The organism is Amphritea sp. (assembly GCF_048266285.1).
Lineage (GTDB): Bacteria > Pseudomonadota > Gammaproteobacteria > Pseudomonadales > Balneatricaceae > Amphritea.
In genome coordinates this window covers 120,805-136,160 of sequence record NZ_JBLWZV010000001.1, presented here as the reverse complement: position 1 = coordinate 136,160, position 15,356 = coordinate 120,805, and the positions used below count along the sequence as shown (strand labels likewise).

The window sequence follows — 15,356 nt, the reverse complement described above, 5'->3', positions numbered from 1 at the left end:
TCTGAAAAGGGCATTCTGTAGATGTGACATCAAGCATAGTTTGCAGTAAGGGTTACATCATGAATATCAATATTACCAACCGCAATGACAAAGTTTCTCCTGCATTACGAGAAAAAATTGAAGCCTGGTTAGAGGAGAGTCAAAGACGCTATAACGTTATCACCAGCGCCCAGGTCACTATTGAAAAGAGCAATGGTAAAGTAGAAGTGGTAGAAGCGACAGTCCACGCCACCGGTAAAGATCTGTTTGCAAAAGCCAGTGAAGAAAACCTGTTTGCCGCGCTGGATTCTATGGCTCAAAAAATCGACAAACAGTTGGCTAAGATACGCGATATTCAAACCAACAAAAAAGGTGCCAGCGTCCCTGTGATGGCCGAAGCCGACGACATTCTAGACGAAGAGGAATAACCTTCCGTCAGAACCAAAAAAGGCTGAACAGTGTTCAGCCTTTTTTATATCTATTCATTATGTCTAAACCACGTAAATTACATGCAAAACCAATTAGCAGCGTAACCAGAAACAGCACTGAACCGAGCTTATTTGACCGGTTTAAGTAGACGCTCAAGCATCCAACCCGTCGTCGCTCGACCATTAAGATCAGCGCTTATTTTCAGCCAACCATTCTGACGCTCGATCGCCGTCACCCGCTGGGGATTACTCAGTTTGCCCACTGCCGAAAATTGAGTCCCAGGGCCAGAGCGGAAATTCACATGACTACCTTTAACTTGATAGTGACCCGAAGCTTTTTCTCCACTCGATTTCGTCGTAGCGACTTGTTTAACACCCGCCTGCTGAGTCGAACGTAAGAAACGACCGGCAGTCCAAGCTTCTGCGGCTTGCCCTGATGTCCCGTGATAAGCAACTTTGACCCAATCACCCTGGCGCTGACGCTCTACCACTTGTTGGTTAAGTTTTATGCTACCCACCACCGGAAAATCAGTCCCCGGTCCTTGGCGTAAACGCAGACTATTGGCGGTCACGGTTAATCTATTTCCATCACCCAACGAAGGACGTTGCTGCCCATTCTGTTGCGCAGTCAGCTTTTCACTGAGCATCCAGCCTTTCAGGGGCTGCCGATTCTGTGACAGAAAAAAAACCTTCGACCAAGCACCTTTCTTATCGATTTGCAGCAATACATTACCCTTGCTCAAATGAGTTAAAGCTTGGCCATTATCCGGTGCGGAATAAACCGTCGAATCATGATTAACCACAAAATAATCAAATGCCTGAGCAGCCACCGAAAAAAGGCTTAAGAGCATCAGCATCACAGAATTTAAAAGAGAGACTTTCACGTCATTCAATCCTTCGAAATCAACTACAACAGATTCAATCATAGCAAGTGTATCTACGGTAGTAACCTAACGTGACTAAATATCCACCCGAAAACAGTCTATTTAGTCCTATTGATGATGGTTCAGTCAGGTGAAAAAGCGCTATACTGATAACAGTTAGATAACACCTTCCTACGGTGTTGAGTGAAAGATCGATTCGGCCACTTCGAGGAGTCGTCCATGGCGCAGGATATCTTAATGGCCCGCCAGCCAATCTATGATGCAAATCTGAATGTTGTTGCCTATGAGCTACTCTATCGGGATATCAACAATAAGGCGCCCTGTTTAATCACTGATGGTAACAGCGCGACATCCCAAGTGTTACTTAACAACTACACTAGTATCTGCCAGTCCCGCAAAATGACGACCCTGCCTGCATTTATCAATCTCACCAAAGAGATGTTGCAGTCAGAACATATTCCAGAAATATCCCGCAAACATATTGTCCTCGAAATCCTCGAAGGTATGGAGGTCGACGACAGCCTAATCGCCGCCATACAGCGATATATTGATGCAGGCTACCGGATGGCATTAGATGATTTTATCTATAGCCCAGAATACGACCCCATCCTCAAGATGGTGCATATCGTTAAACTCGACCTGCTTGCCATGAGCGATGAAGAGCTGGCACAACATACCGAACTGCTCAGTCAATTCAACGTCACCCTGCTGGCTGAAAAAATCGAAACCCTCGAAGAGTTCACCCGCTGTAAAGCGCTCGGCTTTAAGTTATTTCAAGGGTATTTCCTTTGCCGTCCGCAACTCGTCGAAGGCCGTAAATTAAGCTCAAACGAATTTGTCATGCTAGAACTGCTGGCACTGTTAACCGACCCAACAGCAACCACCGCCGCCGTTGGCCAGATTGTCAAAAAAGACCCTCAACTGACGCTGCAAATAATTCGTATCGTGAATTCGCCACTGTTTAATCTGATAAGAAAAATAGACAGCATCGAAGAAGCAGTCACCATGCTAGGCACCGCCGAAATAAAACGCTGGTGCGCTCTGATTGCTTTTTCCGGCGATAAAGGCAAGCCCGATGAATTAACTCGACACACCCTAATCCGCGCCAGAATGTGTGAACTTCTGGCGGAATCTAGCTCCAGTTTGTCTGGCTCTAGCGCGTTTATGATCGGTATTTTTGCGGGCCTCGAAGCCTTACTCGATACGCCTAAAAATGAGATTTTAGAACAAGTATTCCTGAGCGAAGACATTGAACTCGCCATTCGAGAAGGCGCAGGCCCCTACGGCGAGTTATTAACCAACGTTGATAGCTTTATTCTAGGCGAGTGGGCCTCATTAACTACGAGTTATGACCCGGCTCAGCTCAACCAAGCCTACCAAGACAGTCTTGGCTGGGTACGTGAAACCATGGAAAAAATCACCTCATAAGCTTATCGTTTCAGAGTGCTGCGCTCACCAACACGCGCAGCCTAGCTCACCCCCTATACGGACGCTATCGCGTCAGCCCTACCTTTCCTCTATGAGAACGAATAGCACTATAAAGTCACTAGCCCCAGCCTTAATCGCGATCATCAACACCGCACTGACTGATAAAAAAAAGTTATCAGATCTGTAAGCGATTATTCATTAGACAGCCCACCATAGCACCGCCACAATAATGTCTTATTGATAATGATGATTCTAATAGGAGAGCGACAAACACCATGAGCACAATGATAGCGCTGAACCAATTTCAGCAACTGCGTCACGTTGACGAAATCATTGCGAAAGCCGAAAACAGCTGGTGGGTTTATCGCCGTACTATCGGGCACAACGGTAGCCTGAATACAACTGCCCGGGTGGTGTTTTTCGGTCGCACCAAGGAGCAGGTTGATCAGTGGATGGCCGCGCAGTAAGCGCCAATAGGTTTTTAAACTGATATCTCTGCACCAGTAGATACTCAGTTAACCGACTGGCCAGCGATCCTGGTCAGTCATCCCCTTGCCATTCAGGAATAGCGCAAGCTCTATGCCGTCTTGGCATTATACGGTCTAGCGCACACTCCTCAGGCACTCTCGCCCGCGTCCTGCATCTTTTTATCACCGCAAGGGTTAAGCTATAGCCTTGCAACATAGATATTATCACCTGACACCCTGTGCCGGTGAATGCTCCAACAGCGTTTCCTCCATGAAGCGATAGCACTGAAAGGTAACGACAATTCAAGAATCGCCGCGCTATGCGGCCCGCAGAATAAGGCTTTACTGATGAACAAAGAGATGACACCTTTTGAAATCCGCCAACAGATTCGTCGTGGTGAGTTTACCGGCAATACCTCGGGTTTCGGCCAGGGGTTTGTACAAGGCAACCTCGCCATTATGCCGCAAGACTGGGCAAACGATTTTCTGCAGTTCTGCCAAAAGAATCCCAAGCCCTGCCCGATTGTTGGCATGTCCAGCCAACCCGGTGAATTTATGCTTGGCGATCTTGGCCAAGATATCGATATCCGTAGCGATGTCCCTAAATACCGCATCTACGAACATGGCGTGCTAACGCAGGAAGTCGCGGATCTTAAATCATTCTGGCGTGATGATCTTGTCACCTTTGTCCTGGGCTGTTCATTCTCTTTCGAAGAAGCCCTGATCGCCGACGGCCTTGAAGTACGTAATATCACTGAAGGGGTTAACGTGCCAATGTACCGCACCAATATTGAATGTAAAAGTGCCGGCCGTTTCAGTGGCACCACGGTGGTCAGCATGCGCCCGATGAAAGCTGCCGATGCCATCCGTGCGGTGCAGATCTGTACCCGTTTCCCATCAGTACACGGTGCCCCCTTACACCTAGGCGATCCAGCGCAAATCGGTATCCACGATATTAACACTCCAGACTTTGGCGATGCGGTCACCATTAAAGAGGGTGAGCTGCCGGTGTTTTGGGCCTGTGGTGTGACACCTCAGGTCGCCATTGAACAAGCCAAACCCGATTTCTGCATCACTCATAGTCCAGGTCACATGCTCATTACGGATTTACCCAACAGCCGTCTGGCCATTTTGTAAGAGGAGTAACAACGATGTCTTTACGTCTCAATTGCGATCTGGGTGAAAGTTTCGGTTCTTGGAAAATGGGCCTCGATGAAGCCGTAATGCCCTTTATTGATCAAGCGAACATCGCCTGCGGTTTTCACGCGGGTGACCCACTGGTGCTGCAAAAAACCTTAGCTCTGGCGAAACAAAACAATGTCACCATCGGCGCTCATCCCGGCTACCCTGATCTCGTCGGCTTTGGTCGTCGTAGCATTAGCGCCAGCGCCGCCGAACTGAAGGCGATGGTGCTCTATCAGATTGCCGCCATCGATGGCATGGCCACCACACAGGGACAAACGCTAACCTACGTTAAACCCCACGGTGCTATGTACAACGACATGATGGCCGATAGCGCGATTCGCGCCACCATCATGCAAGCGGTGTCGGAATATCACCGTCCATTAGTATTAATGCTACAAAGCACACCCCAAGCAGAACTGCATCAGCAAGAAGCGAATAGCATCGGCCTAGAACTATGGTTTGAAGTCTTCGCCGACCGTTGTTATGACGATGATGGCAAGCTACTGTCACGCACCAAACCCGGTGCAGTGCATAACAAAGAAAAGATGCTCGCGCAGGTTAAGCAACTCAAAGAGCTGGGCACCGTCACCACCGTTAGTGGTGAAACTCTAACACTGCGGGCCGATACGCTCTGTGTGCATGGCGATAATATGGATGGCGTCAATGCGATCCAAGAAATTCGCGAATTGATCAGTCAATGATAACCGAGGTGGCCAATATGCGTATTGATGTCGCGGGTGAGAATGCCCTGATTATCTATTTTGGTGAAAAAACCGACCCTCGGGTGTCGGCGCAGGTACAACAGGCCGTGACAATTCTTGAATCTGAATTGAGCGGCAAGCTGATTGACATGGTGCCCTCCTATGCCTCCCTTTTGGTGATTTATGACCAATTGGCAACCGATCACCTGGAAGTGCGCCGCTGCATTCGCCAAGTATTAAGCCAATTAGGTGACAGTGACAACAGTGAGGGCAACCTAGTCGTCCTCCCCGCCTATTACAGCACCGAATCTGGCCCTGACTTGGAAGCGTTGGCTCAACGCGCCGACTTAAGTATTGATGATGTTATTAAGCTACATAGCGAGATGGAATACCGCGTCTACGCTATCGGCTTTGCTCCTGGCTTTGCCTACCTTGGCGAAGTCGACGAGCGCATTGCTGCGCCACGCCTATCGACCCCAAGAATGAAGGTTCCCCGAGGCGCTATCGCTATCGCTGACCGCCAAACCGCCGTTTATCCGGCGGTATCCCCCGGTGGCTGGAACCTTATCGGTCTGTGTCCGACGCATATGTTTGATCCTAAAGCCACCCCCACCATGCCGGTGCAGGTTGGCGACCGTATCAAATTTAACCCTATCAGCCGAGACGAATTTTTTGCCCTCGGTGGCGAATTGGGAGAGATCAAATGAGCGGTTTTAAAGTGATCCAACCAGGGCTGTTAACACTGATTCAGGATGCCGGCCGTTTTGGCCATCACCGGATCGGTTTAACCACCGGCGGCCCGCTCGATTCGCAAGCCTTCAAATGGGCCAACCGACTGGTCGACAACCCACTCAATACCACCGCCCTAGAAATTAGCTTTGGCGGGTTGGTACTGCTAGCGGATACCGATGCACAGATCGTGCTGACCGGCGCCGAAATGCCATTAAAGATTAATGGCGTTGAACAAGATCGCTGGCATGCTCATAAGGTCAAAGCCGGCGACAAAATTGAAGTCGGCTTTTCAGCTCAGGGAGCCCGTGCCTACCTAGCCGTCAGCGGCGGTTTTCAGGTTGAACATAGTTTTTCTAGTAGCGCCACCGTCACCCGTGAAGGCATCGGCGGCTTTACCGGTGAAAAACTACAGCAAGGCGACTTTCTCAATTGCAGCGCATCAACGACGCACCGTGGTTTCCGTTTAGCCGAAACCCACCGGCCTGATTATGCCGATAATATTAGCCTGCGGGTGATTACGGGTTATCAGCAAAATGCCTTCAGCGACTATCAAAAACGGCTGTTCTTTAGCAGCGAGTATAAAGTTACAGATCGCGCCGACCGTATGGGTTATCGCCTAGAAGGCCCGGAAGTAAAACCCACCATTGATGGCATTTTGTCAGAAGGTATTTGTCATGGTGCGATTCAGATTCCAGCCGATGGCCAACCCATTGTGTTGCTGAATGATCGGCAAACCATTGGCGGCTATCCCAAAATAGGCTCCATGATTGCAATGGATACCGCCCGTATGGCACAGCTACTGCCCGGTTCACGGATATCCTTCGATGAAATCACCATCGATGATGCCCACAACCTGCACTGCTTAGCGCATGTACGGTTTAACAATACCGAGCCAGAACCAGTCGACTAAACAGTCTTGTTAACACAGTAACCAAACATCACATGGCCGGCCCTATGTACAACGCCGGCCCTTTGCAAAATTACTAAAGAGCGAACTCTCTATGTCACAGAATCAGATCAACGAAACAGTGCTGAGCAAGCAGGTTGAAGACCTGTTAGTTGCACGTAACCTGCGCGGCATGAAAACAGTTCAGCCCGCCCTATCCACCGGCTATTATCTGCGCGCCGCCCGCACGCTGTATAAGTGCCGAGGCCACGTTCTGATCGGCACCGGTTTTCCCGTTGTCGACACCTTTGAAACCGACGGACCATTGGGTGCTATTGCACTTTACGATGCCCTCGAAAAACTCGGTGCTACCCCCGTTTTAGTCTGCGGCCCACCGGTGTCTCAAGCACTGATGGACAAGTACCGCGTTCATGAGATCCGTGTTGGTGAACACCAAGAGCGCACCCTTGAAGCCTTCCAAGCACTTTACAACTACAACCCCGATGCGGTGCTATCAATTGAACGCCCAGGACAAGCAGCTGACGGCGACTACTACAACATGCGTGGCGAAAGCATTAGCGCACGTACCGCCTGTTTTGACACCTTTGTCAACAATGCGAAATGCCCAACGATTGGTATTGGTGATGGTGGTAACGAAATCGGCATGGGTAACATCACCGAAGCAATCAAAGGTTTAGATATCACCCCTGCCGCCACCTGTGTGGATGAATTGCTGATCGCCGATGTATCCAACTGGGGTGCTTATGGCCTGATCACCTTCTTCAGCCTCTGGAGCGGCCGTGATCTATTGGGTGAAACCGACCCGCTCGCCATTATCGAATATCTATCTAAACTAGGCAGTGTCGATGGGGTTACCCGCATCAATCAGCTCACCGAAGATGGCCTGCCGTTGGAAGAAGGCGACAGCGTGATTGCCGGATTACGTGCTTTGATCGGCTATACCGACTAATATTCAAAGTGCAAAACCACCATTCAAGACTGGCTATTACGCTGTTCTATGGTGGTTTTCTCGCTAATCTAAAAAGGCTGATGTAACTAACATCGGCCTTTTTTATTGAATCATGGAAGCAGCAAAAAAAACGCTTTAAGCCCTCGTTTGTAACAGGAAAAACAAACAGCAGACAGCCTAATAAGTAAGCGTACTAGTAGAGTAGGCCCACCAGAAACCTCGCACCGTCGCTTTATGATAGGCACGGAGGCGCGCGATCCACGCCGCTGTGCTTTGCTGTAGTTCCTTTGCTTTAGCGCAATAACCCAACAAACACTGCAGCTTTTTTTGCCTTATGGCTATGACCGACAACAGCCATCTAACATTGCTGCTAGCTGCTGTTGATAGACAGTAATATCACCGATATTCTGCATCACCCAGTCGCGGTCGTAATAACTATCGAGATAACGTTCACCACTATCGCAGATCAGCGTTACCAAAGAGCCTGTCTCACCGCGCTGATACATTTCCACCGCCAAAGTTAACATCCCCCAAAGATTAGTGCCTGTTGATGCACCGACTCTCCGGCCGGTTAACTGCTCCAGCCACTCCATGGCGGCGACAGACGCGCCATCCGGTACTTTGATCATCCGATCAATGACACTGGGCTGAAAAGATTCTTCCGCTTTAGGCCGTCCGATGCCTTCGATCCGCCCACCCTGATGAATTTCAATAGAGCGATCACCGGTTTGCCACACGTCATAAAACACCGAATTCTCAGGATCGACCGCTAATAGCAGAGTATTAAACCCCTTATAACGGATATACCGGCCCAATGTTGCAGTAGTGCCTCCGGTGCCTGCACTCATCACAATCGCACTGGGTACCGGGTGGCTCTCAAGCTTCATCTGCCTAAAGATACTTTCGGCAATATTGCTGTTACCCCGCCAGTCGGTTGCCCGCTCGGCATAACGAAACTGATCCATAAAGTGACCGTTACACTCTTGGGCTAAAGCTGCGGCCGCATCATGCATTTCGGTGGCACATTCAACAAAGTGACAACGTCCGCCATAAAATTCGACCTGTTTAATTTTAGCTTTAGCGGTTTTACGCGGCATCACAGCAACAAAAGGCACACCAATCATCCGCGCAAAATAGGCTTCTGATACTGCAGTACTACCAGATGATGCTTCGATGACGGTAGTATCCTGGCGGATCTGACCATTACATAAAGCATATAAAAACAGTGAACGAGCCAAGCGATGCTTTAGACTTCCCGTCGGATGACTACTCTCATCTTTTAGGTAGAGATCAACCCCCGCCAAGATCGGCAGCTCAAGTTTAATCAAATGAGTATCTGCTGAGCGCTGTGCATCCGCTTTAATCAGCGCCACCGCCTCTTGTATCCAAGCACTCATGACCCACTCCTTATACGTTATTTAGGTCTACAGTATAGAGCTGTCGATAGAGATATTTTTTGCCTTTTACTGGCAAAAAAGCCCAATATATAGAATAATTTTTCTTATTCTTAACAAACTGGGGGATTATTTCTTATGGACAGTATCGACAAAAAAATTCTCACCATACTGCAACAGGATATAACCCTGTCGGTTGCCGACATTGCCGAACAGGTTAACCTATCGACAACCCCCTGCTGGAAACGCATTAAACGGCTAGAAGACAGTGGCGTGATCAAAGCCCGTGTCGCCCTGCTCGATAGCGCCAAAGTGGGTGCCGGTGTTTCGGTGTTTGTACATATCAAAACACAGCAACATGAAGAACAATGGCTGACAAACTTTGCTGCATCAATATTACGTTTTGATGAGGTGATGGAATGCTACCGGATGGCAGGGGAATGGGATTATCTTATTCGGGTAGCTACCCAAGATATCCACTCGTTTGACCGTTTCTATAAAAAGCTAATTAGTGAGGTGCCAGGCTTAACCGATGTCACATCCAGTTTTGCCATGGAGGAGATTAAGTTCTCTACCCGACTGCCACTGACAAACTGTTAAAACTTCATCTGTGCACCGCTTCCAAGCATTGATCTGCTTGTATATAGTGGCACTACTATCTGCTGAGCCTTATATCCATGCGACTGAGAAACCTAAACACTTTTGTTAATGTTGCCCGTCTGGGTAGTTTTCATGCCGCCGCTCAACAACTACATGCCACACAACCGGCGATATCGGCCAGAATCCACGCACTGGAAGAAGAACTCGGCGCGCAATTATTTATCCGCGATAAAAGCGGCACACGCATCTCCTCACGTGGCCTACAACTATTACCCTACGCGGAAAAACTGCTGGCCATCAGTCAGGAGATGAAACAGCAGATCACCGATCAAAACCCACAAAAGGGCACCCTCAGAATCGGCATTACCGATACTCTGGCGCACCTCTATCTGTCACCACTACTACAACAATGGCAGCAACAACATCCACTCATGTCGTTTGAATTGATCAGTGATGTCACGCCAACCCTCACCCGCCAGTTACGGGATAATCAGTTGGATCTCGCCTTTATGGTGGCAGGGGATAATGATCAGTCTGGACTGGTGACAGAGCCGCTCTGCAGTTTTCCTCAGTATTGGTGCACGACGCCGCTGCGCTTAGCACAGAACCCCGTGAACAGTGTCGAAGAACTGTGCCAATCCCCTATTCTGAGTTTTCCTCGAGATACTCGCCCCTGGGATTACCTACAACAGTTGTTTCGACCGCTTGAAGAAACACCGATATTTCATACCTGCAGCTCGGTAGCCAACTTACTCACCCTCACCCTCGAAGGTGCGGGGATGGCACTGTTGCCTGAAGCGGTGATTCGCCCCCATCTCGAACAGGGACGATTGATCCAGTTTAATCCCGGCCCCACACCACCCGAACTGGCTTTTTGCGCCTGCTGGCGTTTGGACGATGATCGGATTTTACCGCAGCTATTAGTTAAAAGCGGCCGAGATATCATCGTCAAAACCGCCTAAGCGCTGCTATGAAGTTTAGTCATAACCTTATAATGGATAGGCGTTATAACTGCATCATCTTTTTTTTCAACAGATCTTCCTAAATAAGCCGAAGATACAGATTATTTTTCTTATCTTTTTCCAGCTATTGCAACTATTCCACTTTTCTTAGAAACTGGACGCAACCCAAAAAGTCATATTGCAGTAAACCTATAGCTTCCCGCCACAAGCACGGCTCGGTTTGCTGCACGATCACGAGACCCGGAAGCTGTCCTCCGATCGATTCCCGATCAAATGTTACTCAGCGACTCAGTGTCAAATAATTCCGGACATTGCTAGTAAGGCGATACAGCCCTGTCTATTTTCTCAGGCTGCCGATCCCGCATTGTCCCTAACAGTTTAAGGAAGGTTAATATGAGCATTGCTTACCTGAATGGCGAATACTTACCACTAGAAGAAGCCCGCATCTCTCCACTCGACCGTGGTTTCTTATTTGGTGATGGTATCTATGAAGTAATTCCATACTACAACGGTAAATCTGTAGGCCTGATGCCTCATATCAACCGTATGATCAACGGCTTATCCATCATCGAGATCAAAAATAGCCACACTGCTGACGAGTGGAAAACGCTGCTTGATGATCTGATTGCCAAAAACAGCGGCCTCGGCGAAAACTTGGGCGTATACGTACACGTTTCCCGTGGTACTGACACTAAGCGTAACCACGCTTACCCAGAAAACGTTGAACCAACCATCTTCTGCTTTGCTTTCGGCATCAAATCTCCTGAGCCAGCTGACCGTGCTAAAGTACATCAGTACAGCTTGATCAGCACTGAAGATTTACGCTGGCAGCGTTGCCATATTAAGTCGACTGCACTGCTCGGTAACGTTATCCACTATCAGGAAGGCCACTCGAGCGGCAACGACGAAGCACTGCTTTACAATGCCAAAGGTGAGCTGACTGAAGGTAGTTCTTGTAACGCTTTCATCGTTAAAGATGGCGTGATTATCACCCCAATTCAAGACAACCAGATCCTGCCGGGTATTACCCGTCGCATCATCATCGACAGCATCAAAGCTGACGGCTCTCTGAAACTGGAAGAACGCACCGTTACAATGGATGAAGTCCGTAATGCTGACGAAGTTTGGGTAACCAGCTCATCTAAAGAGATCGCTCCGGTCACTAAACTAGACGGCAAGCCTGTCGGTAATGGTGAAGTCGGCGAAATCTGGGAAAAAGCCTTCAACATCTACACAGCGGCAAAATTCGACTACTAAGCCCTACTAGTTTTGTAAGCGCTTAACGCATCTCAGCATTGATGAGACGCTGCCAAAAGGCCTGATAACGATAAGCCGTTATCGGGCCTTTTTGTTGCTTGCTAACACCGACCTGCATAAAGCAGGCCTCATATCATCAACCCGCCAGCTACCAACCTGAGTTTTTATATTCAGAATACGATCTCCTCTCGCATAACCATCGGGATAGCAAACGATACCCCCGAGGGATTGGCTCAGCGAAGCTAATCAGGATAGATGAGAAAGCGTTGCAACAAGATAGAAACGTCTTTGAGGTATAAAATGGAGAATGTAAGCAAACCAAGTTAGCTAATCATTATTGAACACGGCACAGTCTCGACCGTTTGCCTTAGCAAGGTATAGTGCGTCATCTGCGCGTTGCAACCAAGTATCTGCGGTGGTGCCCGGCACCCAAGCAGCAACACCAAATGACACTGTTATTTCATCACCATCGGGGGTTTTTAAGGTGTTTTTAATGGCGGCTTTAAGGTTGTGAATAAACGCCTGTTGTTGCTCACTCCCCCCCGAAATCAATAACACAAACTCCTCGCCACCAAAGCGATAGAGCCGATCATATTGTCGAATATGCGAGGTGATAATGGCGACAAAATCCTGCAGTACTTGGTCGCCAACAGCATGACCATACTTATCATTTACCGCTTTGAAGTAATCTAAATCAAGAATGGCCAATAGCTGCTCTATACCGTTGCGCTCGGCGTTGGCTAGAGCAGCATTCATATCGCTATTCATCGCTCGGCGATTTAAAGCCCCCGTTAACGGATCAACCGTATTGAGCTTTTCAAGCAAATCAAACTGTTTTGCACTATGGCTGGCATACACAAAAGTGCTTATCGAAAGCATCAAGATAGTCACCACATAGGAAAGCACCGAGACCGTATCAAAAATATCCGCCAAGAACAGCAGCGAAGTACCGACCACAACATTGATAAATAAGGCTTCTAGTGGCTTGATCAGAACAAAGGTGCTGGCTAAAACCGGATAGATCCACAAAAAACTATCGACACCGTTCGCGACAACCACCACGACAACCCCGATATTGATAAATATGGCGATGATAGCGCTGACCAACCGGACCTTCTTGCAGAAATAGCCATAAGCGACTAACGATGTGATACCTAAAATCAACAGCACATCAATAATCGCACCGGACACATCGCCTCGAAGATAACGCATGACCACAAAGGGGAAGATACCCATTGAAGCAACAGAACTGAGTAACAACAATAACGACTGTTGATATTTTTCCTGTAGCTGATTGATCATAAAACTCTCGCAGTCAAAAAAACATTATGCCTATCAGGCGGTCACATTAACAAGCAGGTAAATATGTTTTGCTTGTCCGACTGAAACGGATCAGTCTGTTTGACCTAACATGCGATCTACATAGAGAGACACCCTCGTGTTACCAGGACAATCTCATCAAGTCACTGCAAGTTGCTTTACCGCCAATGACGCCATTGCGCAAAGCGAACCAAGACCTAAGCTGACACTATAACGCTTATTTCTCCTGCAGAATAACCCTTGAGCTATTTTTTTTACTTGCCCACTATAAGGCTAGCGAACTCAATGCAAGCAAAAAGCGCTGCTGATTAAACCCTCAAGATAACAGTAACCTAGGTCATTTCTGATGTGCCTCCGATAGACACAAGCGATGATCAGAGAGGGCTTCGATGATACGGCAATCAGATACCTGCCCTCCTGCACACGCGCCGATCATTCGCTTCAGTTCTGTGCGCATATCCTCTAGCCGAGCAATTTTTGATTCAACTTCACTTAGGTGCGCGTGGGCGATCTTATCCACCTCAGCGCAACAATGGCTCGGATCATCATTTAACGCCAATATTGTTCGAATCTGCTCCAGTGAAAAACCCAGTTCACGGCTATGACGGATAAAATTCAGGCGATCACGATGTGCCTGCAAATAGATACGCTGATTACCCGCCGTGCGACCCGGCTTCAGTAATAAGCCGATCTCTTCGTAATAGCGGATAGTCTGCACCTTACAATTGCCAACCTTAGCCATTTCACCAATCGAAAACTGCTGTGCCATTTTCAAAGTTCCTCTTGAACCTACAGCGACTGTAGGTTGTAGACTATGTTTTTTAGCCTAATAAATAAATGGGAGTATCAATCATGGCGGGGTGTAATAGCTGTGCTAGTGACAATACAACGGATGCTGAACGCAATAATCCACTGTTCCGGCGTATCTTATGGATCGCGCTCTTAAGTAACGCTGCGATGTTTTTTGTCGAGATCGCAGGCAGTATTGCCAGCGGCTCAATATCATTACAAGCCGATGCTCTGGACTTCTTCGGCGACGCTGTGAACTACGGGATTACCTTATTCGTCATCGCAATGGCACTGCATGTCCGCGCAAAAGCAGCCCTGTTTAAGAGCGCTACGATGGCTATTTTCGGCCTTTGGGTCATTGGCAGCGCTATCTACCGCGCCTATACCGGCAGCGTCCCCGACCCTATTGTGATGGGCACCATCGGCCTGTCGGCACTGGCCGTTAACGTTGTGGTTGCCTTACTGCTGTTTCGCTACCGCAGCGGCGACAGCAATATGCGCTCGATTTGGTTATGTAGCCGCAATGATGCATTCGGTAATATCGCCGTCATGCTCGCCGCAGGCGGCGTCATTGCAACCGACACCGGCTGGCCCGACCTTGCCGTTGCAGCCCTCATCGCAGCGCTGAGCCTAAGCGCGGCCCTAGAAGTAATGAAACATGCGCTAACGGAATTACGCACTGAGTCACAATAGCGACAATAATCTAACCACCATCGACACAACTTAATCACGGCTCAGGTTATTATCACTATACTGGGAGAGCTATATAACAAACCCTGCCTATACTGACGTCATGCGTTGCCGATATGCAGAACAAAATCCACCGCAATAGGAGCCGTTATGAACCACTCCAAATTACTTTTGCCATTAGCCGTAATCTCAATGATGAGTGCTAACGTATTCGCTCTAGAGGCTAAATTTGCAGATACGGCTTGGGACGGCGAGCAAATACCTGCTGGCCAACAATGCCAAAAATTTGCAGGACAAAACCCATCCACACCAGCACTGATTGTCAGTGACATTCCAGCGGGCACTAACGCAATCGTACTGGCATACAGCGACCGTGATTCTGCAAAGATGAATAACGGCGGACATGGCATCATGCAATTCACGCTCAATTCATCGGCACATCAAGTAACCATACCTTCGGTTACTGGGCATAGTTTTGACCTCCCTGCTGAATTCAAAATGATTGAAGCACACCGCAGCCCTGGTTGGGATAAAGCCGGTGCTTATATGCCGCCATGCTCTGGCGGTAAAGGTCATGCCTACTATGTGACGATCAAAACGCTTACCGATGATAAAGTCAGTGCCTCGACGCTGCTGGAGATGGGCAAATATTAAGATGGTCAAGCAGGTTAGCCGAAGCACTTT

Annotated in this window: 17 protein-coding genes; 13 read left to right on the top strand and 4 right to left on the bottom strand. The window is 48.5% G+C overall.

Going from position 1 to position 15,356, the window contains the following annotated elements:
- Nucleotides 1–59: 59 nt before the first annotated feature.
- Complete coding sequence (hpf, locus tag ACN0T0_RS00610) at nucleotides 60–407, top strand: ribosome hibernation-promoting factor, HPF/YfiA family (RefSeq protein WP_417222026.1); 348 nt, start codon at nucleotides 60–62, stop codon at nucleotides 405–407.
- A 128-nt stretch (nucleotides 408–535) separates the two neighbouring features.
- On the opposite strand, the gene ACN0T0_RS00605 is transcribed toward hpf, so the two are convergent.
- Nucleotides 536–1,333, bottom strand: a complete 798-nt coding sequence (locus ACN0T0_RS00605; RefSeq protein ID WP_417222023.1) for an SH3 domain-containing protein — start codon at nucleotides 1,331–1,333, stop codon at nucleotides 536–538.
- Between the two features lie 177 nt (nucleotides 1,334–1,510).
- Between ACN0T0_RS00605 and ACN0T0_RS00600 the strand changes: the two genes are divergently transcribed.
- From ACN0T0_RS00600 to ACN0T0_RS00570, 7 genes are all read left to right on the top strand, one after another.
- Nucleotides 1,511–2,719: an EAL and HDOD domain-containing protein gene (locus ACN0T0_RS00600; protein ID WP_417222021.1), complete on the top strand. Its 1,209-nt coding sequence runs from the start codon at nucleotides 1,511–1,513 to the stop codon at nucleotides 2,717–2,719.
- Nucleotides 2,720–2,994: 275 nt separating this feature from the next.
- On the top strand, nucleotides 2,995–3,186 hold the full coding sequence (locus ACN0T0_RS00595; protein WP_417222018.1) for a hypothetical protein: 192 nt from the start codon (nucleotides 2,995–2,997) through the stop codon (nucleotides 3,184–3,186).
- A 348-nt stretch (nucleotides 3,187–3,534) separates the two neighbouring features.
- On the top strand, nucleotides 3,535–4,323 hold the full coding sequence (locus tag ACN0T0_RS00590) for a putative hydro-lyase (protein ID WP_417223372.1): 789 nt from the start codon (nucleotides 3,535–3,537) through the stop codon (nucleotides 4,321–4,323).
- Nucleotides 4,324–4,337: 14 nt separating this feature from the next.
- Nucleotides 4,338–5,072 carry a 5-oxoprolinase subunit PxpA gene (locus ACN0T0_RS00585; protein ID WP_417222017.1) on the top strand — a complete coding sequence of 245 codons (735 nt, stop codon included), beginning with the start codon at nucleotides 4,338–4,340 and terminating at the stop codon, nucleotides 5,070–5,072.
- A gap of 17 nt (nucleotides 5,073–5,089) precedes the next feature.
- On the top strand, nucleotides 5,090–5,779 hold the full coding sequence (pxpB, locus tag ACN0T0_RS00580; RefSeq protein ID WP_417222014.1) for a 5-oxoprolinase subunit PxpB: 690 nt from the start codon (nucleotides 5,090–5,092) through the stop codon (nucleotides 5,777–5,779).
- A complete protein-coding gene (locus ACN0T0_RS00575; RefSeq protein ID WP_417222011.1) occupies nucleotides 5,776–6,714 on the top strand; it encodes a biotin-dependent carboxyltransferase family protein in 939 nt (312 codons plus the stop codon). Before pxpB ends, ACN0T0_RS00575 begins: the two co-directional genes overlap by 4 nt.
- 91 nt (nucleotides 6,715–6,805) lie before the next feature.
- Nucleotides 6,806–7,660 carry a DUF4392 domain-containing protein gene (locus tag ACN0T0_RS00570; RefSeq protein WP_417222009.1) on the top strand — a complete coding sequence of 285 codons (855 nt, stop codon included), beginning with the start codon at nucleotides 6,806–6,808 and terminating at the stop codon, nucleotides 7,658–7,660.
- 338 nt (nucleotides 7,661–7,998) lie between these two features.
- Here the strand turns inward: ACN0T0_RS00570 and ACN0T0_RS00565 are convergent, their stop codons facing one another.
- Entirely contained in the window at nucleotides 7,999–9,057 is a 1,059-nt protein-coding gene (locus tag ACN0T0_RS00565) for a PLP-dependent cysteine synthase family protein (protein ID WP_417222006.1), read from the bottom strand.
- Between the two features lie 135 nt (nucleotides 9,058–9,192).
- On the opposite strand from ACN0T0_RS00565, the gene ACN0T0_RS00560 reads away from it, so the two are divergent.
- From ACN0T0_RS00560 to ACN0T0_RS00550, 3 genes are all read left to right on the top strand, one after another.
- Nucleotides 9,193–9,654: an Lrp/AsnC family transcriptional regulator gene (locus ACN0T0_RS00560; RefSeq protein ID WP_417222003.1), complete on the top strand. Its 462-nt coding sequence runs from the start codon at nucleotides 9,193–9,195 to the stop codon at nucleotides 9,652–9,654.
- A 77-nt stretch (nucleotides 9,655–9,731) separates the two neighbouring features.
- Nucleotides 9,732–10,616 carry a LysR family transcriptional regulator gene (locus ACN0T0_RS00555; RefSeq protein ID WP_417222000.1) on the top strand — a complete coding sequence of 295 codons (885 nt, stop codon included), beginning with the start codon at nucleotides 9,732–9,734 and terminating at the stop codon, nucleotides 10,614–10,616.
- Nucleotides 10,617–11,009: 393 nt separating this feature from the next.
- Nucleotides 11,010–11,873 (top strand): aminotransferase class IV, encoded by an 864-nt coding sequence (locus tag ACN0T0_RS00550; protein ID WP_417221998.1) that lies wholly within the window; start codon nucleotides 11,010–11,012, stop codon nucleotides 11,871–11,873.
- Between the two features lie 327 nt (nucleotides 11,874–12,200).
- Here the strand turns inward: ACN0T0_RS00550 and ACN0T0_RS00545 are convergent, their stop codons facing one another.
- Nucleotides 12,201–13,175, bottom strand: a complete 975-nt coding sequence (locus ACN0T0_RS00545; protein WP_417221995.1) for a GGDEF domain-containing protein — start codon at nucleotides 13,173–13,175, stop codon at nucleotides 12,201–12,203.
- A 355-nt stretch (nucleotides 13,176–13,530) separates the two neighbouring features.
- Nucleotides 13,531–13,962 carry a MerR family transcriptional regulator gene (locus tag ACN0T0_RS00540; RefSeq protein WP_417221992.1) on the bottom strand — a complete coding sequence of 144 codons (432 nt, stop codon included), beginning with the start codon at nucleotides 13,960–13,962 and terminating at the stop codon, nucleotides 13,531–13,533.
- A gap of 83 nt (nucleotides 13,963–14,045) precedes the next feature.
- Here ACN0T0_RS00540 and ACN0T0_RS00535 point away from each other — a divergent pair, with 83 nt between their 5' ends.
- Both ACN0T0_RS00535 and ACN0T0_RS00530 read left to right on the top strand, forming a co-directional pair.
- Nucleotides 14,046–14,675, top strand: a complete 630-nt coding sequence (locus ACN0T0_RS00535; RefSeq protein WP_417221989.1) for a cation transporter — start codon at nucleotides 14,046–14,048, stop codon at nucleotides 14,673–14,675.
- A gap of 147 nt (nucleotides 14,676–14,822) precedes the next feature.
- Entirely contained in the window at nucleotides 14,823–15,326 is a 504-nt protein-coding gene (locus tag ACN0T0_RS00530; RefSeq protein ID WP_417221986.1) for a hypothetical protein, read from the top strand.
- Nucleotides 15,327–15,356 lie beyond the last annotated feature (30 nt).